This window comes from Anabaena sp. WFMT, assembly GCF_051781005.1.
Taxonomy (GTDB): Bacteria; Cyanobacteriota; Cyanobacteriia; order Cyanobacteriales; family Nostocaceae; genus Anabaena.
On record NZ_JBPWOA010000004.1, the window covers coordinates 22397 to 46924 of the forward strand.

14 protein-coding genes are annotated in these 24528 nt (G+C 39.4%); 7 read left to right on the plus strand and 7 right to left on the minus strand.

Going from position 1 to position 24528, the window contains the following annotated elements; all coding sequences use genetic code 11:
- The first annotated feature begins 171 nt into the window (after window positions 1-171).
- Genes ACSQ6I_RS03965 through ACSQ6I_RS03975 form a run of 3 tightly spaced genes read left to right on the plus strand, consistent with a single transcriptional unit; the run spans window position 172 to window position 9084 of the window.
- Window positions 172-4350 (plus strand): two-partner secretion domain-containing protein, encoded by a 4179-nt coding sequence (locus ACSQ6I_RS03965; RefSeq protein WP_438889025.1) that lies wholly within the window; start codon window positions 172-174, stop codon window positions 4348-4350.
- Window positions 4340-6259 carry a ShlB/FhaC/HecB family hemolysin secretion/activation protein gene (locus ACSQ6I_RS03970; protein ID WP_438889026.1) on the plus strand — a complete coding sequence of 640 codons (1920 nt, stop codon included), beginning with the start codon at window positions 4340-4342 and terminating at the stop codon, window positions 6257-6259. Before ACSQ6I_RS03965 ends, ACSQ6I_RS03970 begins: the two co-directional genes overlap by 11 nt.
- On the plus strand, window positions 6256-9084 hold the full coding sequence (locus tag ACSQ6I_RS03975) for a CHAT domain-containing protein (protein WP_438889027.1): 2829 nt from the start codon (window positions 6256-6258) through the stop codon (window positions 9082-9084). The genes ACSQ6I_RS03970 and ACSQ6I_RS03975 overlap by 4 nt, the downstream gene beginning before the upstream one ends.
- An 84-nt stretch (window positions 9085-9168) precedes the next feature.
- On the opposite strand, the gene ACSQ6I_RS03980 is transcribed toward ACSQ6I_RS03975, so the two are convergent.
- Complete coding sequence (locus ACSQ6I_RS03980) at window positions 9169-10155, minus strand: DUF928 domain-containing protein (protein WP_438889029.1); 987 nt, start codon at window positions 10153-10155, stop codon at window positions 9169-9171.
- 44 nt (window positions 10156-10199) lie between these two features.
- Window positions 10200-12362, minus strand: coding sequence for a CHASE2 domain-containing protein (locus tag ACSQ6I_RS03985; RefSeq protein ID WP_438889031.1), 2163 nt, complete (start codon window positions 12360-12362; stop codon window positions 10200-10202).
- Window positions 12363-12569: 207 nt separating this feature from the next.
- Between ACSQ6I_RS03985 and ACSQ6I_RS03990 the strand changes: the two genes are divergently transcribed.
- Window positions 12570-13121 carry a hypothetical protein gene (locus ACSQ6I_RS03990; protein ID WP_438889033.1) on the plus strand — a complete coding sequence of 184 codons (552 nt, stop codon included), beginning with the start codon at window positions 12570-12572 and terminating at the stop codon, window positions 13119-13121.
- 199 nt (window positions 13122-13320) lie between these two features.
- Here the strand turns inward: ACSQ6I_RS03990 and ACSQ6I_RS03995 are convergent, their stop codons facing one another.
- The 5 genes from ACSQ6I_RS03995 to ACSQ6I_RS04015 all read right to left on the minus strand — a co-directional run bounded on the left by ACSQ6I_RS03995 (window position 13321) and on the right by ACSQ6I_RS04015 (window position 20852).
- Complete coding sequence (locus ACSQ6I_RS03995; RefSeq protein ID WP_438889034.1) at window positions 13321-17202, minus strand: PIN domain-containing protein; 3882 nt, start codon at window positions 17200-17202, stop codon at window positions 13321-13323.
- Between the two features lie 42 nt (window positions 17203-17244).
- A complete protein-coding gene (locus ACSQ6I_RS04000; RefSeq protein WP_438889036.1) occupies window positions 17245-17481 on the minus strand; it encodes a hypothetical protein in 237 nt (78 codons plus the stop codon).
- A 155-nt stretch (window positions 17482-17636) separates the two neighbouring features.
- Window positions 17637-18401 (minus strand): 5'-methylthioadenosine/S-adenosylhomocysteine nucleosidase family protein, encoded by a 765-nt coding sequence (locus ACSQ6I_RS04005; RefSeq protein WP_438889038.1) that lies wholly within the window; start codon window positions 18399-18401, stop codon window positions 17637-17639.
- Window positions 18402-18603: 202 nt separating this feature from the next.
- Complete coding sequence (locus tag ACSQ6I_RS04010) at window positions 18604-19098, minus strand: hypothetical protein (protein WP_438889005.1); 495 nt, start codon at window positions 19096-19098, stop codon at window positions 18604-18606.
- Between the two features lie 95 nt (window positions 19099-19193).
- Window positions 19194-20852, minus strand: a complete 1659-nt coding sequence (locus tag ACSQ6I_RS04015; RefSeq protein ID WP_438889006.1) for an IS1182 family transposase — start codon at window positions 20850-20852, stop codon at window positions 19194-19196.
- Between the two features lie 866 nt (window positions 20853-21718).
- On the opposite strand from ACSQ6I_RS04015, the gene ACSQ6I_RS04020 reads away from it, so the two are divergent.
- From ACSQ6I_RS04020 to ACSQ6I_RS04030, 3 genes are all read left to right on the plus strand, one after another.
- Entirely contained in the window at window positions 21719-22570 is an 852-nt protein-coding gene (locus ACSQ6I_RS04020) for a ParA family protein (protein WP_438889040.1), read from the plus strand.
- A 174-nt stretch (window positions 22571-22744) separates the two neighbouring features.
- The gene (locus ACSQ6I_RS04025; protein ID WP_438889041.1) at window positions 22745-23203 is read left to right on the plus strand and encodes a hypothetical protein; all 459 of its coding nucleotides are present in this window, start codon (window positions 22745-22747) and stop codon (window positions 23201-23203) included.
- 554 nt (window positions 23204-23757) lie between these two features.
- A partial coding sequence (locus tag ACSQ6I_RS04030; RefSeq protein WP_438889043.1) for a helix-turn-helix domain-containing protein occupies window positions 23758-24528 on the plus strand: 771 nt, incomplete at its 3' end.

Sequence of the window (24528 nt, forward strand, 5' to 3'; positions counted from 1 at the left end):
AATCAACTACTTAATTGGATTTACTTAAGTATTGTAAAATTAGCCTAATTACTTTTACAGTTTTAAATATGACAAAACTCAAAAATACTGTTTCATTTTTAAAGTATAGAAAATTAAGCAGAAAATCAAATCAAATTGCGAAAAATCTACATTTATTTAGACTTAAGTATTATGCAATTACGTAAAAATACACAACAAAATTTACACAGATTCAATAAAATAATCACATCCACCCTGCTCTGGATAAATCTGAGTGTGATTAATGCGTTACTTGGTTTTGGGAATAGCGCGATCGCACAAATTGCTCCTGATAATACCCTGGGTGTTGAAAGTTCTGTAGTTACACCCAACATTGATATTAAAGGATTGGCAAGCGATCGCATTGATGGTGGAGCAATTCGTGGTTCTGGCCTCTTCCATAGTTTTCAGGAATTTAATGTGGGAGCAGGACGAGGAGCCTATTTCAGCAATCCGGCTGGCATTGATAACATTTTCGGTCGGGTGACAGGGAATAGTGCCTCAAATATTTATGGAACGCTTGGTGTATTGGGTAATGCAAATCTATTTTTGCTCAACCCCAACGGGATTCTATTCGGACCCAATGCCTCCTTAGACCTTGGCGGTTCCTTCGTAGGTAGTACAGCAAATAGTTTGAATTTTGGTGGAGGGAAAGAGTTTAGTGCCACCAATCCCGCAACACCACCATTGCTAAGTGTTTCAGTCCCCTTGGGAGTGCAATTTAACCAACCGCAACCCAGCCCAATTGTTAATTCTGGAAATCTCGCAGTCAGTACAGGACAAAACCTCACCCTCTTAGGGGGTACGGTAGCGAGTACAGGGAATTTATCAGCACCAGCAGGACAAATTGCCGTTGCAGCCGTACCAGGTGGTAGTGTTGTGAATTTGAATGCAACAGGACAATTGCAAAATATTGATACTTCCTTACCTGTAGGATCTGGAAATTCAGCTTCTCTAGCTCAGTTATTGAGCAGCAGTAATGCACAATTCCATCCAGGGCTGACAGTAAATAGCAACGGACAGACAGAGTTATCGGGTTCTGGTTTGTCTGTAGGAGATGGTGATGTTGTAGCCAAGAACGTTACAGCCCAAACTGCGACACTCACAGCCCATCATAATTTAACTCTGGTAGAGAGTCTAATAGGTACGAATGGCGATTTAAACCTGTTGGCTGGGGATACAGTGCGGATACGAGATAGTGTAGCGAATCCCTTTGTGGCGCAAGCTGGGGGAAAATTATTAGTTCAGGGTAGACAAGGAGTTGATATTTTTGCCTTAAATCATCCCTCCAGTGGTTTGGTTTCGGGAGGAGATATGATTTTGCGATCGGCTAATACAGTCGGGGGTGATGCACACTACTGGGCTGGTGGCAATTTTCGCATTGAGCAAATGGATGGCAGTTTGGGTGGTTTGTTCAGTCCTTATGATCCCATTATTCGAGCGGCTGGAGATGTGAGTTTTGACAGATACCAAGGGGGATCGCTGCATATTCTCGCTGGGGGAAGTGTGACAATCAACGGCACAGTTGAGATTACAGGTGCAGATGCAAATGCACTTCCGGAGGAGACAGTAACATTATCAGATGGAAGTCCCATAACGATTGATGGTACACAATTTCCGACATTGGATATTCGAGCGGGTGTGCGTGCGGATGCGATCGGTATTCCAGAGTTTACGCCAGTTCCTTTTCCAGGCGTTGGGAATACTTTTCCTAATCTCCCAAACATTAACCCTATTAGCCCTGAAACTAGAGAAATAGGTGCAAGGATTAGCATTGGAACTATTATTAACAGAGTACGTACAACAAATAGTGGCCAAGTGTTTTTGACCAATCAGTACGAGTCAGATAATAGTTTACCTGGAGGTTTAATTGAAATTAGAAATCCAATCGTAGATCCAGAAGCCCGTAATTTAGGTTCTTTCTCAATTCGTGCTTACGGTAATCCAGTCACGATAGATGCTAGAGGAGATGTGCGGGTTGCTGGCATCATTACTGGTACTGGTGATGGGAACGGTGGAAATATCAAGATTATCAGTGGCGGAGATATCGATACGAGAAATGGGAACATACTATCAAGAAGCAGTGGGCGTGCTGGAGATGTTACTCTTCAAGCTAACGGTAATATTAACTCTGGTAATATAGAAGCTTCTAATACTAGTAGTAGTGGTGATGCAAATAATTTCAGCACAATCACACTTGAATCATTACAAGGCTCTGTTTTCTTAAATCAAGTTCAGCTTGAAGCCAGTAACAATGGTTCAGATTATGCTGGAATTATTAATATTTATGCTCCTCAAGGTAATGTAGAAATTACTGGAACAGGGAGTAGAGATCCTGGACAAGAGACTATTCTTACTAATGGATATTATGGAATAATTAATATTCAGGCTGGCAATGATATATCCATCAGGGACGGTTTCTTGACTGCTCAAACCCTCAATAATTTACCTGCACCTGGACAAAATATTATTCCTAAAGCTGGAGAGATTGAGATTACTTCCCAAAATGGAAATATTAGGATTTTCAATTCAAATGTAAATAGCAGCACCAGTGCGCGGGTACAGCAAGATAATCGCAACATTGACATCAATGCAGGCAACATCAACATTCATGCCATAAATGGGTTGGTTTCGGTCGGGGGTATATCTGTATTAAGTACCAGCACTTTTGGACAGGGTAATGCAGGTAATTTGATTATCAATTCTCGCGATCAAGTTACCTTTGATAATGCTAATGCTTTCACAACTGTCGAAGAGACAGGCATAGGTCGAGGAGGAAATATTAGCATTTCCATCCCTAATGGCTCCTTCTTCGTTACCAATGGCGCTCAACTACAAGCCCTTACTAAGGGACAGGGAAATGCAGGCAATGTGACTATCAATGCCCGTGATATTTCCTTTGATGGAGAAAGCAGTAGTGTCTTCACCAAGGTACAAGGCAACTTCCAAACACAGGATGGCCAACAAAGACGGGGTGGGGACATTACAATCACCACAGGCTCACTAGACATCACTAATGGCGCTCAACTTCAGGCAGACACCGAAGGCGCGGGAAATGCAGGCAATATCATAATTAATGCCACTGATTCCGTCAATATTTCGGGTACTAGCCCTATTTCGGGACGCTCTAGCGCATTATTTACTTCCACATCTCCAAATTCTACAGGAACGGGCGGCAATATCACCGTAGGAGATGAAGTACAACCAAATCTTTTCCGGATATCAGATGGTGCTGTGTTGTTTGCGAGTACCTCTAATAATCAGAAAGCTGGCGACATTAAAATAAACGCAAATAGATTTGAGGCTATCAATGGAGGACAACTAATTGCTCGAACCACCTCTAGAGGTGCTGCTGGTACAATTACGGTTAATGCTGGTAGACGGATGACTGTCAGTGGGCGTGATGCAAATTTTGCTAAAAGACTTAGTAAATTTCCCCGTGGAGTTGTGGCAAATGTCATTTCCAATAATGAAGTTTTTAGCGGTTTGTTTGTTGATTCCGAAAATACTACAGCCAGAGCAGGTGACATTATAGTAAGTTCACCCATTGTATTTTTAGATGATCATGGAAGATTGATTGCTGAATCTGGTGCAAGTAATGGTGGCAACATAACACTGAAAAACGGTACTTTACTACTGCTGCGCCGTAATAGTCTCATCTCCACTACTGCGGGTACGGCAAGACAACCAGGAAATGGAGGCAAAATCCTCATTGATTACCCTGAAGGGTTTGTGATTGCCGGGTTTAGTAGAAATAATGATATCGCATCTGATGCTTTTAGAGACTTTGGCGGTAGAGTCAAAATTAATGCTCTTGGTACTGTAAACATAGAAGCCCTAAGTCGAGAAGATTTGAAGAGGCGATTACCACCAAACACTCCACTACAGGAACTAGACCCTCAACGCCTACCTACTAACGATGCAACCGCAATTTCACGAGAAAATCCTGGTGGAAGCGGGATTGTAGAAATCAACGCACCGAATGTAGATCCTGCACGCGGAACAATTCAGTTACCAGAAGATTTAGGCGATTCTTCAAGGTTGATAGCCCAAAGTTGCCCAGTGGGTGTACAAGGATCTGCAAGTCGTTTTGTCGTTACCGGACGCGGAGGATTGCCTCCCAACCCTGGTTCTCCCCTCAGCACTGACACCTTTTTAGGAAATGCAGCCGCATCTTCTCCTGGAAATACTACAACCTCCGTCTCAGAACCACCACGAGAAGCCCAAGGGGTAGCAATTGGCCCTGGAGGAGAAATTCTTTTAACATCTCGCCCATCTACACTCGCTCCTTATACTTCTTGGCAGAAAAACACAGGTTGCAATGAAAAATAAATACTTCTGGGATATACGTCAGATTAAATTCATACTCATGGTACTGGCATTCAGCTTCGGTCTGTCTATACCTCTGAAGGCCAATGCAGAGGTAGTGGTTCAAGCCCCCAGTGCTAACCTGCTGGCACAGCCTAACCTACCGCAAAATTTGCCACCTCCCCAAGATGTCTTACCTCCAACATCTCCACCTCAACCACAGCCGATAGTTCCTTCACCACCACCGTCTCCAGAAAACCTCATCCCAACCCCTTCTACTCCCAACCTCCCCCAGGAAACTACTCCAGAAACATCTGTCAAATTTCTGGTCAATAAGTTCCAATTTGAAGGCGGTTCAGTTTTCAAGGAGGAAAAATTACTCCAAGCAATGGAAGTATTCCTTTATCCTGTCAAACCTACTTCTGAACTCTTAAGTGAGAAAACCAAATGTGAAGCATTAAGACAATTAGATCAAAAAACTCCTCCTCGGAAACTACCAAGAAGCGAGAGTGACCCTCCAGTAGAACTCACTTTTTCCCAACTTATCGAGGCACGTTCTGCGATTACTCAGCTTTATATCTGTGAGGGCTATATCACCTCTGGCGCATTAATTCCAGAGCAACAATTTCCACCTCCTCCCAACGCTGACACACTGAAAATACAGATTGTCGAGGGTACTTTAGAAGATATCAAAATCATAGGCAATCAACGATTAAAAAAAAGCTATATTCGCAGCCGTTTAGCAAGGGCAAATAAAAAGCCACTCAATCGCAACCAGTTGCTAGAAACTCTACAACTACTGCAACTTAATCCTCGCATCGAAAATTTGTCCGTAGAGTTGGCTGCTGGTACACGTTTTGGTACTAACTTACTTATAGTTCGGGTGAATGAAGCCAGAACTTTTCATACTCAAGTCGCTGTTGATAATAACCGCTCTCCTAGCGTTGGTAGTTTCCAACGTAGCACTCAGTTGCAAGAGCAAAACTTGTTGGGGATAGGAGACACTTTGAGTTTGTCCTATGCCAACACAGACGGTAGTAATCAAGTGAATCTGAACTACACCCTACCTTTAACTGCTGAGGAGACTACCTTGGCTTTTAGCTATGGTAAGAGTTGGAGCAATGTTATTGAAAAACCCTTTGATAGGCTAGATATTTCTTCTGATTCCGATGAATACCAACTAACTTTGCGTCATCCTTTGATTCGTAATCCTCGGCAAGAATTGGCTTTGGGTGCAACTCTATCCCACCAAGAAACTCAAACCTCTATTGGTCTGGATAATATCGGTCCCTTTCCCCTCTCACCAGGAGCAGATGATGAAGGACGCACTCGGATTTCTGCCCTGCGCTTCTTTCAAGAATGGACTGATAGGAGTGACTTCTCAGTTCTAGCATTCCGTTCTCAATTCAGTTTGGGACTAGGTATCTTGGGTGCTACTACTCAAGAGGTTGCTCCCGATACCAACTTTTTTGCTTGGAGAGGACAGGCTCAATGGGTGCGTCTTTTAGCCAAAGATAGTGTGTTACTGGTTCGGGGAGATTTGCAATTTGCAGACCGCAGGCTTGTATCCCTAGAGCAATTTCGTTTAGGTGGTCAAGCAAGTGTTAGAGGCTATCGTCAAGATGCTCTACTTGCAGACAACGGAGTTTCAGGTTCTGTAGAACTCCGTTTACCAATTACACGCTTTCCTGAAATTAAGGGATTGTTACAGGTCATACCCTTTTTTGATGTGGGTACAGGTTGGAAGAATTTTGAGGGTGCAGACTTAAAGCCAAATCCCCTAGTCTCTGCGGGTTTAGGTTTGCGCTTTCAGATGGGTGAAAGTCTTGATGCTCGTTTGGACTGGGGTATTCCCCTAATGTCTGTTGATTCTGATAAAAGAACTTTACAAGAAAACGGTTTATATTTTTCTGTCCTATGGAACTCCTTTTGAAACGTCAATTCTCAAAACTACATCGCCGTCTAATTTATACAGTTCTATTAGCTGTTTTTGGGCTAATTTTAGCTTTCGGTATTCAGGCGTTGTCAGAAAAACAGGCGATTAGTACAGAACCAAAAGTAACCCAGTTAAGTTGTTTGACAACACCAACTCTCAGCCCAGAACAGTTAAGTGTACAGGGTCGATATAGTTATGAGCGTGGGGACTTCGATATAGCGATAGATTGCTGGAAGAAAGCTGCTGAGTCATACCAAAAAAGTGGAAATGAAACCGAAAAAATCAATAACCAAATTAACCAGGCTCAAGCAGAGCAAGCTTTAGGACTATACCCACGAGCCTGTAATACACTACTGCAAATCTACCGTGAGCAAGAGCCTGAGAAAGACTGTAATGATTGGCTAAAAGACGAAAATACACAAGATGGAAATATACAGGATGGCAAAAAACCTATTCAGTCATTTGTTACTCTTTTAGAGCAACGAGCAGATTCTCCTGCTAAAATCGCTGGTTTACGCAGCTTAGGTAATGTCCTGCGAGGGTTGGGTGAGTTAGATTTATCTCATCAAGTTTTATTACTAAGTTTGCGAAAAAGTCAACCTCAAGAAAAGGCTGCAATTTGGTTGGATATAGGTAATAGCAGACGGGCTTTTAGTAACAAAGAAGAAGATATATACAGCCGTTCCCAATACTCACCAAATCTGGTTTGTGGGATTGTCAGTGCATTTGCAGCCAAAAAAGCTTATGGCGAGGCTGGCTTAACTGCAAAATCACCATCCACCACCCAACTACAAGCAGAGCTAAATCAGTTAAGTCTTCTCTTAGATATAAGAGATGGATATAACGAAAGAGTAATAGATCAACTTTTGCAAAGAAATAGACCTTTAATTAAATTGTACTCTCAAGTAGAAAAATGTATTACCAAACTTACACTTAGTGAAACTTCCTCGCAAGATTTAGGATCTAATGAGATATTCAACAATATTGTGTCAAGAAAATTCTTGTCAGATCAAAATCAATTACTTCAGCCCGACTATATTAATAATCTTCAGCAGCAGATAGAAAAGTTACCTATAACTCATACAACACTTTACACAAGGCTCAATTTTGCTAATAGCTTAATCCGTCTTAATCAGAATAACAATCAGCCTGATTTAGAAAATAAAATAGCAGGATTTCTCCAAGAAAAATTTAAACAAGCCAAAGCACAAGGGGATAAAAAAGCCGAATCTTATGCTTTAGGATATTTCGGCAAGCTGTACATGGAGAAAGATCCCAAACAGGCTATATTCCATACTCAAAAAGCTTTGATTATAGCTCAATCTATTCCAGATCCAAATATAGTTTATCAATGGCAGTGGCAACTAGGTCAGATTTACAAACCTAAACGTAATATACAGGATATACAGGCACAAGCAAAGGATATAAAAAACGGCTTTAAGAACTTAGAAGAAGCTCGCAAGGCTTATAGAGAAGCTTTTGAAACACTGCAATCTCTGCGTCGGGAATTAGCAGTTGGTAGCCCTGATGCACAATTCTCCTTTTTAGAGGAAATTGAGAAAATTTACCGCGAATATATTGATGTGTTATTGTGGGACGGAGAGCCACAAACACAACCGCAACAGGAACACATCTCTCAAGCTCGTGAAGTTATTAGTTCTCTTCAAGCAGTAGAGTTGGAGAATTTTCTCCGCCAAGCTTGCCCAGAAAACAATTTAGACAATATTGATAAAATCATTGATAATAAAGCTAAAAGAACGACAGCTTTTATATCCCCAATTGTTTTAGAAAACAGAATCGAAACTATCCTGAAATTGCCAGGAGATCCAATACTAAAAAGATTCAACAAGCCTATTGTATCTAAGGAAAAATTTGATGAATTTATTAGAGATGTACAGCGTAATCTAGAAGAAGAATATACGTTTCAAGATGTTCGCCAAAAATCTCATGAACTTTATCAATTGCTGGTTGAAGATGTAGATAAATACATTGATGAATACAATCAAGAAAATTTAATTAAAATTGATACTTTAGTGTTTGCTTTGGATACTGATTTACGCAATATTCCTTTGGCTGCGCTGGTTCGTGATCCAACATCAAAAGGATATTTGATTGATAAGTATGCAATTGCATTAGCTCCCAGATTGGAAATTCCCACTCCCCAAGTTCTGCAAAATAGAAAAATCAACGTTTTGGCAGCGGGGTTAACTGAAGCAAAATTACCAGAATTAGAGAGAAAATTTCCCAAGCTAAATTTTGTCAAAGAGGAATTGAAGGTTTTAGAAGAAATAGCAAAGGATAATCCTGCTAGGCTTTCAGTGACTTCACTCAGCGATGATAAATTCAATAAACAGGAATTCCAGAAAAAAATTAATGCTTCTGCTTTTCAAATCGTCCATTTAGCTACACATGGTCAGTTTAGTTCTACTTCTGAAAATACATTTATATTAGCTGCTGACCAACTTATTCGAGTTAACGAAGTAGGGAATCTTTTTCGGATACAGGCTCAAAATCAAAAAGAACCAATTGAACTGCTGATACTCAGTGCTTGTGAAACAGCATCTGGTGACAAGCGAGCTACTCTAGGGCTTTCTGGTGTAGCTGTAAGGTCAGGTTCCCGCAGTGCGATCGCTTCTCTGTGGACAATTGATGATAAATTCAGCGTAGAGTTTACCAAGCAATTTTACAATCAGCTGAAAAACCCAAACCAAACGAAAGCTCAAGCTTTGCAACAAGCTCAAATCGCACTGAAAAAATCACTTAAGGAAAATGAACATCCCAGAGATTGGGCTCCCTACATTTTGGTAGGAAACTGGTTGTAATACTTTTGTATTTTTGAATAGCAGTAATCTCTCTTTTATTACTCTTGTAAGTGAGTAGGAAGAGAGATTACTAAAGAAAATGAATCAAAAATTACCACTTACTTGGGTATTATTGCTTTCTGGCTTCTGTTCTAATTTTTCTAAGATTTTAGAATTAGCCATCTCTTCAGCAATCTTATTTGGCTCTGCTTCATCTTCATTCAATGGTAATATTTTGAAATAATTGAGCCAATCATTTTGAATTTCTCTAGCCTCAGTTATGAAATTTGAGGAGTATAAGCCTTGGTTTTGTTGCTTTGTTAATTGATAAGCTCTAGCAAGCTGAGTAAAGGCATCAGACCAGAGTTCGGACTGAGCGTAGTAAAAGTAATATTTTCGGCGAGAAAGTATTGCATCAGATGGTTTGACAATAAAGTTATCTGGAGGAAGTAATCGTCTTTCAATCCATCCTGTCACACCAGGATTTCTAGAAGGTTTATTTTCGTCACAGACGACGGAAAAGAACCATTGGTAGGGCTTGTTAGGCTCTAGACTTATTGGTAGCTGAACTTGAGCAATACCAGGTTGTTTGGGAAGCTGGAAATAAATCGGTTTTTTTGTAACAGGAGTTTTGTCCTCTTTTAGCAGTGTAAGTTTTACATACTCCAGTTGTAATTTTGGATCATATGTATAAGGAATATAGAACCAAAGAGTAGGCTTTTCATCATATGTATAGGTCTTCACCGAAAATCTCTTAGAGGCTAATTCAGATTTTTCAGATGTTTTTTGATTTTCTGATTGTGACGAGCTACCTGATAAATCAATTGCTGGGACGAGAGCAGTTAATTGTTTATCTGTACCAGTAAATGCCAAATTCAAACACTCCCCACGTCCACCTCCACCTCTGGAACGACCAGGTGCTACCCTTTTCTCGTCTCGCTGTTTGTAACCAAATATATTTTCTAATATTGTTGCAAATAAATTATCTGCTCCTACAGCTTGAGAAGAATTACTAATTAACACAATTATGACGAGAGTGCTACTTAATAATGCTCTAAACAATTTGGCAATCAAAGAATTAGTTACAAGCATAACGTTAATAAACAATTGTTTTTTGATATTTTGACATAGTATTACTACGAGTTGTTTTTCCTTAAAATAAATTTCATGTCTACTAGAATTGTCATACTGCCTGAAGCTAAAAGTAATCCTGCTACAGGAGAAATTAGTGATAGCCATGTATGGAACTGAAAAAACATTACTAAGCAAAACAAATAATAAGCAAAGAAGTTAGCACTAACAATTATTACAAGGGTTTTTAAAGACTCTTTAAATAACTGAGCTAGAATTGAACCAATTAAAGAAAAAATAAATATTAAAAGAATCTCTTTGTCAAGAGTTCCAGCTTTCAATAAAGGTTTTTGATCTAAAGCCGCACTCACAAGTTGGCTAATCATTTGTCCCTGAATATATAGTCCATACACTGGTGAATTTTGGCCTTCGTCGGAAAACGGTGTAGGAACAATGTTGTCATAGCTTTCAACTGGTGTTCCAATCAAAACTATTTTGTCTTTTAAATCTAATTTATTAAAGTCACTAGATGAGTCTGAATTCAATACATCGTCTACACTATATGTTTTATGAGCAATATTTCTAACAGAGTATTTTTCGTTACCTTTTTTTGCGAATCGATATCTTAACAAAATGTGAAAACCACCAATCTCTTTGAGATGATATCCACCTTTAACATTCTGATCCAGTGGCTGTAATTCAATTTTATTTTTATCTTTTTCATGATAAATTCTTGAATTTTTATCTAAATTTTGTATTATTTCATATTTTCTTTGATTTGTCGCATATAAGTATTTTTGAGTTACTTTAAAACTAAAAGATTCCATCGGGGTTTTCTGATAATCAAAAGGTTTACACTTTGATTTTTTATGCTCATATTCATTACTATTAGTTCCCATACGTATAATTTGTCTACGAGTTATGCCATCATAATCATCTATAAAATCGCTTAATCCTACTCGTTCGTCTACCGAAACATCTGGAGGTGGGTTCTGTCCAGATGTCTTATTTTCGGCATCAGGAAATTTACATATAAAAACTATCTCTGTACCTTTTTTTTTGAATTCATCAGCTAATGACTTTAATTTGTTATCATAAGGGCGATAAATATCTAGACCTATTACAGTTGTTTTTTTATCTAATAACTTTCTCAATAACTTCTCAATTATCTGGTCAGGTAAAGAAGCTCCCGGATTATATTGGTAAATGTTATTTTGTTTATTGTGAGTAGCATCTGGTCCTGATTTATTACTCTGTTTATTTTGTTTAGCATATTCCTCAGCATATTTATTAATGTTTTCCTCTGTAATTTCCACTATTACTAAACGTTCATCTGAATCTTGAGACCCTTGCATTCGCACCATCTGATCAAAGTACAAAAGTTCTAATGGCTGAAATACTCCCAACAAGCGTATAATACTAACTACAATAGTTGTGAGGAGTGTAATAGAACCAATTTTTAGGACTGGATTTGGTTCTAGTTTGGACAACACTTCAAAAGCAAAAGCACTGGCACGAAGTGCAGCTATTTCTTGAGAACCAGCAGCATCAGCTTCACCCTTACCAACAAGCAAATCAGAAATGCCGCGAATAACAATTGCCGACACTTGTTGGTTAGCATAAGCTGCTTCCAGTACACCCCGTCCTTCCATCTCTACAGCGATCGCATCATTGTAACTATTCCTGATAAACTGATACAAAGGCGATTCTTTGGAAGCGATCACTTTTTCCCCACTAGCTATAGGTTCAACATATACCTTGGGGTCTGCTACAATGTCTTGTTTCGATTTTTCTATGCTTTTGAGCCTTTTGAGCCAATCTGATTTCCTAGCTTCAGCTTTGGCTCGTTCTACTAAATCATTCGTTGAACGTCCAACTTCAGGTCGAGTTTGAAAATTTGAGTCTGTTTCCTTGCCAGATTCATAGCCGTAGACTTTTGTTGCTGCAACGACATCACCCAATTTGACATCTTTGATACCGCCGGCAACTCCCACAAAGAGGATCACATTGGGCTGAAAATATGCGATCGCTCGTTCTGCTTTCAACCCTGCATTCACATTTCCCGCACCTGTCTCAACAATCCCTACTGTCCACCAATTACCGTTGGCAAAAAATCTGCCCCGCCCATAGACCATTCCCTTATAGGTCTCTTCTTTCAAGTTACTGATATGGCGACACACAGCCTCATACTCTAATCGAATAGCAGTAATTATTACGGCGCAAGGCATAGTGAAATTTCTAGTTATTTAATGTAACTATAGTCAATTTTACAGGTATTTGCCCAAAAAATCTATATAAAACTAGTTAATCCGCTTTTTCATCCTTTCCCATATCATAATAAGTAGAGTATTCTGCGGAAATCATATTTAGTCAGCATTTTGTCTCTAGCAGAACGTTCAAATAACAAAGCAAATTTATATACCCGTGATCAAAATATGAGTGATCAGCAACAAATACTAGAAGTTTATCTTCAGGAATACGAGAAACTAAAAACCGAGCAAACACAACGAATTGGGTTTCGAGACAATCTACTGTATGTGACACTAGGAGTCTTCGGTGCGGTGATTTCTTTTGCTGTTTCTAATAAATCTAATTATTATGCTCTCCTTGTTATCCCTTGGGTTTGTCTCATCCTGGGCTGGTCTTATCTTGTCAACGACGAAAAAATATCAGCTATTGGCAGATACATTCGCTTGACGCTATCCGAAAAAATTAAAGAACATACTGGTTCCAAAGACATTGAATCTATCTTCGGCTGGGAAATAGCGCACAGAAGTGACAACCGTCGCAAACGCCGCAAGATAGAACAGTTAATCATTGATCAGATTACTTTTGTTGTTTCTGGTATAGTTGCATTGTCAGCTTTTTGGTTTCTTATCCCTAACTCACCCTTGGCTGTTAAAATCCTTTGCTTAATAGAGTTTGTACTTTTGATAATATTGAGTGTAGAGATTGTCATTTATGCTGATTTAGCGAAGGGAAGATAGTTGCCAAGTGCTTATCAGCTTTCGAGTATTGTCAGATAAATAGGACTGACAATACCTATCTATTTGAACAAGGCACTAAATATGTCAATTTTTATTGGCATTCTTGGTATCCTTTGCGGTTCGTGTTTAAATTTACTCAAGACTTATTTTGTAACGGTTATATATCTATTCTTTATACAGTCTGTGGCACAGTTATTATTTAAGTAATAATCGACGGAAGACTCTGCCATATTTCTATCAATTGCTGAATTTCATCTTGGAATGTAGGTAGGATAATAGGCTTGCTTTGAATTATTCGGTTAAGTTGCTGAACAAGTAGGTGAATAATTTGTGTTTGAGAACGCCCAGTCGTGATAGCATTCAACAAATGAATAATTAATGGATATCGACGTTCAGGAATTATCACTTCAATGTAAAGTTTATAGATAAACTCAGCAGCAACAACTGCCATATATTCTGGTAAAGTTTGTTTATCTGCAAGAGCCTTAACAACTAAAGTATAGCTTGGCTTCACTTCCCAATTAGCTAGTCTTGCTCCTTCCATCAAAGTTTCAGGATATATAATCGTGTAATTGTATCCCCAAAATGCTAATTGTAAAGTTGCTTTATTGTACAATACCTCGTTAGTATTTTGGTCTAAAAGACAATATCTCAGCACAACCTGTGTCCAAACACCCTGGACTCCTTTAGACTGTGCATACCAACGCAACCATTGATCATCAGAGTATAATATTCTTCCCTCTTCTTCTGCAATTAATACAGTATCAATAAACGCTAACCCAATAACTTCATTGAGCTTGTTTCGTTCATCTATATTTATATCTAATGCTCTCCGACAAGGGAGAATTAAACAATTATTATCTACCCATTCAATAATCCCCTGAAAGTAATTTCTTGCTTCAGCAACTTGCTCCGTCCTAATTTCTTCTCCTACAAGTTGTCCATGCTCAGTTCCTAAATTTAAAAAACCTTCTCGATTCCAACCTTGTGCATCTTCCAGCATTCCTTGAAATAAATCGACAGTTGATTGAGCAATCCCAAACTTGCCTAAGACTCCAACTACATCATTCGCTACTCCTAATTGATACAAAGTTATCAAAGAAATAGGATCTATGACCAATAATCCTCCCTGCTGAAGAATAGATAAAGAATTGTCAAATTTTTCATATTGGAAATTAGACCAAGCATGGATATAATGATCATTTCTTGATATGAGGTTTATCCAGAGTTCTATGGGAGAGCGATTTATTCCAATTGCAAATAAACCAAAAGGAATTTTACCTTCCTCATAACCATTTTTAAAACGTTCAGAATGTTCTTTACGATGTTGCAGCATTTCAGTAAGTTGCTGAATCCATTCAGAGGAAATTTCATCCCCCTTCATGGGTACATTAACTGTACGAAAGCCTTTGATGTCAGGTAATTTATCCAATAAATCAAAGCTTTGTTTGCCTGCTGCAAAATACTTATCTTCTATAGCCAAAATTTTACGTGATTTGCGACCAAATCCATCATTTTCTAATACTATTTCGTCTCTCAATCTTTTAGCCATTAAATGTTTATAAAGTGACTGTTGAGAATTGAGTTCATTACGAGCTAAATTAGCATCTTCTCGGTTTTCAACTATAAACCATTCCTCACTACCAGACTCATCTCTCAAGAGAACTCCGCAACCATCTTCTACTTGTGTAAATTCTTTGACACTAGGTTGGATTTTTCTCCCCTCTATGTAAGATATTTGATAAAAAGCATGAATTTGACCATTATCATAAAAACGCCGTCTCATTTCATAAATCACTTCCAAGAAGTAATCTATTCTATTTCTGAATTTAAGCAATTTAGCAAGTTCTCTACATGAAACTGGTTTTAAATCTTTAATACTCGGTTTTGAGTCCAGAAATAGATCTAGTTCATTGTAGTTATGTTTATCATAGTTTGCCATTCCTAATCGCAATTGCATTACGACATCATCTGGAAAAATATTAAGATAGGCTTTACAGACTTGGATAACATTATCCGTATCACCAATATTGTCATAAATATAAGCAGCCATCTCAGATACAGACTCTAGAGAACCATATTTATTGAGGAGTTGTTGGCAAATGTCAATAGCAGATTTATAATTGCCTATATAATAGTAAGAATACAGCAGTTGACGTGTTAATTTAGTGTTTAAAGTTTTATCAACAAACTGCTCATAAATTTCAGCAGCATCTCGGTAGTAGTTAAATGAATATAGCAGATTTGCAAGTACAATTTGATATGGAAGGAAAGTATTGGAAAGTAGTACCGCTTTAGCCTGTTCAATTAATGATGGAATCTTTTGTCCTAAACCAATCTGTTTATAGAACCGAATTTGCTGAGTAATTGTAATTATACTGTCTGGTGCTTCGTTAATCACCTCCTGAAGCATAGTTTCTGCTTTTTCATGCTCACCACGCAGCAGCAATAAATCAAATTTAAGATGTTTAGCATCGCGTTTGAGATTGCTGGAAATATTTTCTTTAGATATGAACTGCTTGAGAATATTCTCTGCTTCGTCCCAACGCTTAATTCCTATTAGTAATTCAGATGCTAGAAGAGGTACTTCTGGAACATTGGGAGACCATAGAATTGATTGTAGGTATTGGTAGGCTGTAGCATTATCTCCTTTTTCATGTGCTAGTAATGCTCGTTGCTTAACACAATCAGGATTGTTAGGTTCTTTTTCGAGGGCTATATCAACATCACGAATCGCATCATCATATTTCCTCAGTAGTCTAAACGCACTAGCTCTGTTCATCAAAGTGTCAAATTCAAACCGGGAGATATTATTGGGATTTACATATATTCCTCCTAAAACTTCAGTAAATAATGTGATTGCTCGTTCCAAAGATTGTTTTTCTGTTTCACCTAATTGCTCTACAACAATAAGTGGGTAGTTTTTAATTACACCTTCCATTAAAGTTGCTCCCAGAGCAACTTTAACAGTGTTTAAATTGCTTCCATTATTTCTATCCAATGCAGATTGCCACCATTGCTCTGCTTGAGCATTTAATCCACGTTTTTTAGCAGCTACTCCTAATGCTACTAAAACATCTAAACTGTCATGGTATGCACGAGGTATCAGTTCTAAAACTGAGTCAATAGATTGTGTAACTGGAGCTATCTCAATACGCAACGAGTGTGCCAGTTCATTTGCTGGATTTTCCTGTAATGCTTTTTGAATAAAAGCTTCAGCGTTGATGTAATCTTGTTGGAAAGAATAACCCATTGCTGCCAGTGCTAAGGCTTTATCATCTTCCGGATTGTACTTTCGAGCTTCAATAAAATACTTCGCTGCTTCATTGATTTCATCTAGCCCTAATTGCGCCATTCCTAAATTAGCCAGTAGGCGGTATTTAAGTATGTTATCTGGCTTGTGCCATAACTTTGTTTTCAAATCATTGAGGTATGAAACAGCTTGATTAAACTGCCCCTGATTGATTAATTTCCTTGCATACTCAATTTGAGTATGATACTCATCAGTATTATTTGAAAATGCTAACTCAACTTTTTGACCAATTTCAGCAATTAACTTATCACCATTAAAATTCTGTATTAAAACTTCTTGAAAACGTTTAGTTGTCTCTGCATTGTTTATCTTATATTTTGCAAGTATCTCAAAAACAAATGCACTAGCATTTTGTACTGCAATAGCTCTGGATTCAGGTGGAGTATCTTCAGGACTAATATCAATTAATCTAGAGATACCATGTACTGTGAGTGCAAGAACATTATCATTAGCATGAGCAGCTTGGAGAAAACCAAATGCAAGGTTTTCAACTGCTAGAGCATCACCGTAATTGAAACGTAAAAACTCTAAAAGTGATGCTTGTTTATCAGCAAGCTCCTTATCCCCAGATGCAATTGGTGCTAGTACAACATTGGGATGTGGGCTAGGTATTCCATTAAGCAAGCGATTTAGCCAATCTGGTTTTTTTGCTTCCGCTTTAGCTCTTTCTTTAAGCCGATAATCTGGTTTTTCTGCTTCAGGACGAGGTGAAAACTCATTCTCTGCTTTACCTGACTCATAGCCATAAACTTTTTTAGCAATTATCACATCACCTATGTTGATGTCTCTAATACTAGTAGCAACGCTAACTTAAAAAATTAAGTTTGGCTGGAAATGCTCAATTGCCCGCTCTGTTTCTAAACTAGCACTAGTATTACTGTTATCAATTTCAGCGATCACTACTTCCCATTCTTGCCCATTCACCAAAAATTCACCCAACTCGTAAACCGTACCTTGGGGGAGTTCCTCTTCTTGCAGATTGCTTAAGTAAACAGAGACAGCCTGGTAATCTATGGGGTGAGATGTGAGAATAACAGCACGTGGCATGAGCAATAGTTTTATACTACTAATATCTAATTATTTTGGGAAGCCTGTAGAAATTAGCCCCGTCGATTCCAATATTTCTGATTGACCCAAGCACAATTACAGACCAAAATTTACACTTGGCGTTGTAAACAGAAAAACATTACTGTTTTTATTCTTTACCCTCCACTATCAGTTTTTACTCCTAGATTAAACTTCGCCAAAATATGAAGAGCGAAAGCACTGGCGTGGTAAGAGGCTATTTCCTGGTATCCTTCTTTATCAACTTCAGTTTTATTATTGATTAAATCAGAAATACCCCGAACAACAATTGCGGATACCTGTTGATTGGCATGAGCAGCTTTAAGGAATCCGCCTCCCTCCATTTCGACGGCGAGTGCGTCTCCGTAATTGGACTGCAAAAACTTAAAAACCTCGGATTCCGTTGAAGCAATCACTTTCTCTCCAGCCGCAATAGGAGCTACAAAAACTTTGGGCGGTACTTTAGGTACTATTGGTAATTTATGCAACCAGTCTGTTTTTCTTGCTTCCGCTCTGGCTCGTTGTTCTAAACCGTAAGCACTCAGACCTACTTCAGGTCTAGGCTTAAAGGTCTTCTCTGCCTTCCCGGACTCGTAACTATATACTTTTGTGGAGACTACCACATCTCCTAGTGATACATCCTTAATGCCACCGGCTACTCCTACAAAAAGAATTACATGAGGGTTAAAGTAGGATATCGCTCGTTCTGCTTCAGAAGCCGCACCAGCATTCCCCGCCCCAATTTCTACTATCCCTATATTCCATACCTGACCATTTTCAGAAAATATTCCCTGCTCATAAACTGTTCCTTGAGGATGTACTTTTTCCTGAATTTCAGTCAAGTAACTTCGGACAGCATTATACTCGACAGGCAGAGCGGTCAGAATAACTGCACACGGCATAGACTATAGGTTTGTCAAAATTGGTTTCTTTCATATTCTGGCAATTTTATTAGATATTGCCCAGTGTTTCTAAGAATTTTAGGTGTTGGGGTAGAGATAGCGAAGACACTGTTGGCGAAATATTTCTTTACATTAAAAAACGATAAAAACCAATCAATTTGGAGAAATCATGGGTAACGTCTTGTAGCAGTTTTAACACCAGTTAGAAACTGTCAACCATAAGTTTTATTTCCTGAATAAATTGATTAAGTGCTTTCTGTGCTGTTTTAAAACCTGAAGCTTGCCGTCCCAACCTCAATTCAAATAAAATGCGCTCGCGTATTGCCTCAAAATCTATAACGTCATGCACAAAGGTAATGGCTGACCGCGCCTGAAGCTCTAAATTTTCTTTCTGAAGATTCTGTACTTGGATTTTAAGCTTTTCTATCTCCTGCTCATACCGTGTAATACTTGGTAATGGGTCAGAAAAAAGTGGTGCATTAGATGGGGTAATTTCTGAGATTTGCCGTGTAATACATGGTAAAATATTACTTGTAACTATTTCCTCTAGATAGTCAGCCCTGGTTAATCCCAAGCATTCGGAGGCGATACCTAATGCCTTCCAGGTATCATCTGTCAGTCTTAAAGAACGCACTTCACGATAGTCCGAGTTTTTAATCGCAAATTTACCTTGAATATCCCTTTTCATTTTTTTCATCGAGCATCATTACCATGTAATACACGGTAAGAGTAGAAAAAATTTCAGTGGTTGTCAACCGTGTATTACATGGTATAGTTGCATGGGCTTATTCTTTAAGCACCTTGAGGTTGCAATTGTTTAAAACGAGACGAGCGAGTCTGGGCAAGAGGTATTCCCACCAGCCAAGCGTCCAGTCGAACTAAATTAAGCGCACAAGCGATGAAAACGTGCATTAAGTGAGTTTTCTTTAAACCAATGTAACGAGAGCGACGTAATCCTGAGCGTCTTAGACCCTGTGAGTGTGTTGATTCTATACCTGCACGTTGGTTATAAGTTGCTTTCCATTCAGGAGTTTGTTGCTCTTGTCGTCGAGCTTGGAGTGCTATTTGTTGCTCTTTTGGCAGAAGACTCAACTCCCGTGGTTCGGTTTTTGATTTAGTGCAAGATGAACGTACTGGACAAGTTCTGCATATGGAACCATTAAACCGAACACGAATAAGAGGTTTGCCACTTATATCATGTCCTGCTAACCATTTGGTACTTTGGTGTCCTTGGGGACAAGTAACTTTCTCATGATCCCAATCTATTTGAAAATTAGAGCTATCAAATCCAAGTTGTGCCTTTGTTTGCCAACTGGGATCTAACCGCACTGGCCCAATAATTTCTACATCATATTTAGTCTTGCTACTTACTAAATTTTCCGAAGTGGGATAACCGCAATCCACAAGATGTTCTTTTGGTAACAACGATTTCTCTTCCAGTGATTCATGAATCGGTTCTATTGCTTGCTCATCAGTGATTGTGGATAATGTCGTGTGGACGTTGGTGATGAAACGGGGACTATGCTCATCACAAATCTCTGTCATGTGTACTTTGTAACCGACCCAATCGACGCTACGCTTGGAACTATAATGTGCTTCAACATCATGAGGTGAGTGAATCGCAATTGTGGATGGTGGCAAGTCTTTAACACTACGCCATTTTATTGACCCATCTGGCTCTGGAGTATAAAATTGCTGTACCCATATTTGACGCAGGATTTCAACTGCGGGTATTTGACGTAACCACTGTGGTGCTGTTGGTTCATAAATTGCGTCTAATAGCGCCAAACCGTCTACTCCAATTGTGCTTCCTAGAGCTTCTCTTTCAGAGTCGAGCTTTGGTAAACGATAGTTTTCTACACGACGACCATAGCGGTCAAACCAATCTGGTTGAATATTTATCGTCAACCACTCAGGTGCTGCGACTGCTAAACTATCAAGTGCAAAACGCATCCCTTCTCCCAATGTCTCCAATCTATTCAGAGTACGGATTGCAGCTAAAACATGAGTTGAGTCAGTACGCTGTCGCCGATGTGTTTTGAGTGTCCCAGATTCCCTTAATCGATGTAGCAATATATCCAGTAGTTTTTGCTCTGCGCCACCTGCTAGTAATCGCGTCCTAAATTCCGAAAGGATGGAATAGTCAAAGCCTGGGTCACTTAACGGGAGGCTCAACACATACTTCCAGTCAATATGTCCGCGTACTGCATTCGCCGCCTGTCTGTCAGATAAATTCTCCATAAATTGCATTATGCACACCAATGCTAACCGCCAAGGTGCATATGCTGGCTGCCCGTTTTCCGGAAATAGGTCGGCAAAAGCTTCCGAGTCAAAGATACTTCCTAAACTATCCCGAATGTTCATGTAAATATTTCCTTTTGGGAAAGATGCACGTGCCACCTCTACTGTTTGTTGAGGTATATCAGGGATATTTTGAGGATGTATCAACATGGTAGCAAATTACTTTTTCAACAGGATTTAATTATCCTATCGCTGCGAAAGCAACCAGATTTTTCATGCAATCTTACTTGCTAAAATTGTGAAGAAATATTTCGCCAACAGTGTCTTCGCTATATTTACCCCGAATTCTTTACTGAGTTTTTTAACTCGAAAAGCAACGGTTTAAGGTTCTCTAAGCCTTACCAGTGGGGCAGTTAACAAAACGTTCGTTTCTTTTACTTTTATAGTTGCAGATAATCCTGGCTCAAACCGATGATTGCAGGTTGGTTGCAATTAATCCTGGTTCAGTTGCAGTTAATCCTGGCTGAAGCATAATTATAGTTGCATTTAATCCTGGTTTGAAAATCCCTTGATTGCAGGTTTGAGCGATTAGTATTGCAGGTTGCTACATATAGAAGTAGAAACTATAAATCCTATCCATTTACCTTTTGGTCAGAGCCTATCAGCCTGATTTGGCTCTTTTTCGTATAACGCAGTTTAACAATAGTTTACTCAAGTTCACCATTAGGGAACTCCTCCTAGCCCCTGACCACCTTAGGCTGGCAGCTTCGGTTACATTCGTGGTCTGCACTCCACCCCGTTCATTACTTACTTGAGGTGTGACCGGACTATTGCTAGTCTTTTACGCGGGGGTAGCGGGTGTGAAACCGCTAGGGAAGTGGCTTCCCGTACTAAACGACCTTTTTCAGGTCGCGCTCTCCAGAACGAATCGCACGATCAAATATCTCGGCTCAATGCCACATTGCGATGATACTTTTAATTTTGTACAATTGTACAAAATTAAAATAGTTAAAAGATATAAAAATATAGTAGCATAACTGTAGTAAAGTATTTTCGTACCTAGATACAATCGTACTATGACAAACACGCCAACAGTTGTTAGCTTGGGTCTAGCAGGAGGACAGGGGAAATCGACAGTAGCATTGATGCTAGGGAGATATTTAGGGAAATTAGGAATTCCCGTCTTGTTTATCGATGCAGATCCCCAATCGAGCTTAACTAGTTTTTTGGGAGTAAAAGTAGAACCTAATACCCCAACACTACTGGAAGTTTTGACTCAGCCAGAGGAGAAAACGCGAATTATTGATGCCATTGCCTCAGTGCCAGACGGACAAATAGGAGAACGCAGCATTAGCAATGCCAACTTATTTTTGATTCCTTCCGATGATGGACTTGAGAGTGCTAATTACAAACTGGCATCTAGCGGACTCAGCTTATTTATCCTCAGAAATCGCCTGCAACCAATCATCAATAATTTTGGCGTAGCAATTGTAGACCCACCGCCAGAGAGATCGCATTTAGCGCAAACATCCTTGGGGGCTGGGGATAAGTGGGTAATTCCCGCAGAATCTAACGTCAAGGGAGTGCAATCACTCTTGCGGACATTAGAACTAATCAAAGAATTTAAACCAGCACTACCCTATGGCGAACTGCTAGGCGTAGTCCCATTTCGCGCTCGCTGGACTGGACTGCATCCCACAAAAGCCACCCAATCCAGCATTGATACCATGCGGCAGTTAGTAAAAGATGAATTGATGTTGCCCCATATATTGGAGTCAGATGTCTACAAAAATGCTATCAATTATCGGGTTAGTCCTTCAGACTTAGGACAAGCATCACTTGAGTATGCGATTCAGATTTTAGCACAACGTTTAAAACCAGCGTTGCTAGAAAAATATGCCAAATTAATCCCCACAGAAACAGCTTAATCATTCTTACTAAAAAGCAGAACATCAGTAATCCTGCAAAATTGTCCATCTTTTCGATGGCTACAGGCATTTTAAGATTCACAGCAGTTTAAACCGCACCCTTCGGGATCTTGCTACGTGTCGTTTCTTTCTCTTTCTCTAAAGCCACTGAGTTTCCTACTTACCGAGAATTTTATGAGTAATTTAAACGAGAATGTTAATAACATGGATATGTTAGAAGAAATCCGCCGTAGAGCCACTCAGCCAACAGTGCCAACAAGGCAAGATGTACTATTACAGACCCAGCCAATTACTCCAAATACTCAAATAGCAGAGAACTCTACCGTTGTTAATAATCAAGGGTCAGAACTAAAACAACTAGCAGAGAAACTAGCCAGCTTTCCCGAAATTTCTCCACGTATCCCTGTCAGATTAGAAGTGCCAATCAAAGAAGAAATAGACCAACTTTGCGCTCAAGAGAAAATAACCATTGAAACCTTATTAGAGGCTTTTTATATCACCTGCAAAGACAAAGATAGTGTGCTCAAACAAGTCCTGAAAGAAGCCAAAAAAAGACTGAAAAATCGCAAAGAAGCAGGTAATATTCGCTCCAGCATGACTCGTTTAACTAACTTGACTAAAAAACAAAAATAGCAGCAGGCTTGTGACGAATAAATTAATAAATTGAGCCTAATAAGTAGGCTGTGGGGTTAACAATTTAACTTCCAAAACTGGGAACTCCACCACCCTGGCTCACAAGACAACGCATCTAAATATTAATGATATGAATATGAGTAAAATGCACCCATATTGCTATACATTTTGGCAGGAATAGGTAGAGAAACTCTTCACAAACTTAGTCAAAGGATGTTGCTGACTGTTATATATAGGAATCCGATTTGATTCCTGATAGCGAAGCGTGGCGTTAGCCATATTTACTTGTGTGGTCAGGGAACAGGAAAGACAGAATTGATACCTACTGATTCTTGTATGGCTACGCCACGCAAGCTATCAAAAATCAAATAGGAGTCCTATAGTCTTTGTGAATTTACGGAATCTGTTGTCATTATTAATAATTACGTACTTCAATCAGATGTAAAAGCTATTTTACATTTTATATTATAATTAGAGAAAATAAGGTCAACAGCTTTGACATCTGACTAGACACGGACCTTGAGCCTAAGAGCGATCGCTCTTGATAACCAGCCATGAAAGAAATTATTGCTGCCAACCTGCTCCGCTACCGTAAAAGTCTAGGCTTGTCTCAACAGCAACTTGCAGAACAAGCCACTGTAACTCGCCAAAGTATCAACAACTACGAAAACGCCAAAACCTTACCAGATAGCAAAATCCTCTCAGCCCTGGCTCGTGCTTTGGGCGTTACACTTGATGACCTGCTACGTCCTCCCAGCGGAGGACTGCCCAACTTCCGCTTCCGCGCCCATGCCTCCTTTGACAAAAACCCCCAGTTTGCAGCCCAAGTATTAAGAATGCTGCCAACTTATAACGCCCTAGAACAAGCCGTTGGCTTACCGACCTACACCCCAGAAAGTACACCTTGCCACCAAGTAGAAGGCAACGAAAAGCGCATTCAGGCAATAGCAGCTTTATTTCGCCATCGCCTGGGCTTGGGAGATGCCCCCATTGCCAACCTGTTTCAATCTGTAGAAGAAATCGGCTTAAAAGTTTTACGTCAACCCATTCCCATCAAAGGTTTCTTTGGTCTGAGTGCTTGCAGTGATATTGAAGGTGCATTTGTCTTAGTCAACACCCATAACATCACCATTGAACGTCAATTGTTTACCCTCGCCCATGAAATTGGACACCTCATCTTTCACCGCGTAGAGTACCAAGACACCCTGATTGAAGAAGGACCCTCATCTGAAGAAAAACCACGCGAACAGGTAGCTGATTACTTTGCCAGTCACCTACTTATTCCCCAAGCTGAATTTGAACGGATGTATGCACTTACCCAAGAT

What these genes read in the sequence shown, in the direction of transcription:
- ACSQ6I_RS04020 (WP_438889040.1), top strand. Translation starts at nt 21,719, where the DNA reads ATGACAAACACGCCAACAGTTGTTAGCTTGGGTCTAGCAGGAGGACAG.
- ACSQ6I_RS04010 (WP_438889005.1), bottom strand. Translation starts at nt 19,098, where the DNA reads ATGAAAAAAATGAAAAGGGATATTCAAGGTAAATTTGCGATTAAAAAC.
- ACSQ6I_RS04000 (WP_438889036.1), bottom strand. Translation starts at nt 17,481, where the DNA reads ATGCCACGTGCTGTTATTCTCACATCTCACCCCATAGATTACCAGGCT.
- ACSQ6I_RS04005 (WP_438889038.1), bottom strand. Translation starts at nt 18,401, where the DNA reads ATGCCGTGTGCAGTTATTCTGACCGCTCTGCCTGTCGAGTATAATGCT.
- ACSQ6I_RS03990 (WP_438889033.1), top strand. Translation starts at nt 12,570, where the DNA reads ATGAGTGATCAGCAACAAATACTAGAAGTTTATCTTCAGGAATACGAG.
- ACSQ6I_RS03980 (WP_438889029.1), bottom strand. Translation starts at nt 10,155, where the DNA reads ATGCTTGTAACTAATTCTTTGATTGCCAAATTGTTTAGAGCATTATTA.
- ACSQ6I_RS03985 (WP_438889031.1), bottom strand. Translation starts at nt 12,362, where the DNA reads ATGCCTTGCGCCGTAATAATTACTGCTATTCGATTAGAGTATGAGGCT.
- ACSQ6I_RS04025 (WP_438889041.1), top strand. Translation starts at nt 22,745, where the DNA reads ATGAGTAATTTAAACGAGAATGTTAATAACATGGATATGTTAGAAGAA.
- ACSQ6I_RS03970 (WP_438889026.1), top strand. Translation starts at nt 4,340, where the DNA reads ATGAAAAATAAATACTTCTGGGATATACGTCAGATTAAATTCATACTC.
- ACSQ6I_RS03965 (WP_438889025.1), top strand. Translation starts at nt 172, where the DNA reads ATGCAATTACGTAAAAATACACAACAAAATTTACACAGATTCAATAAA.
- ACSQ6I_RS04015 (WP_438889006.1), bottom strand. Translation starts at nt 20,852, where the DNA reads ATGTTGATACATCCTCAAAATATCCCTGATATACCTCAACAAACAGTA.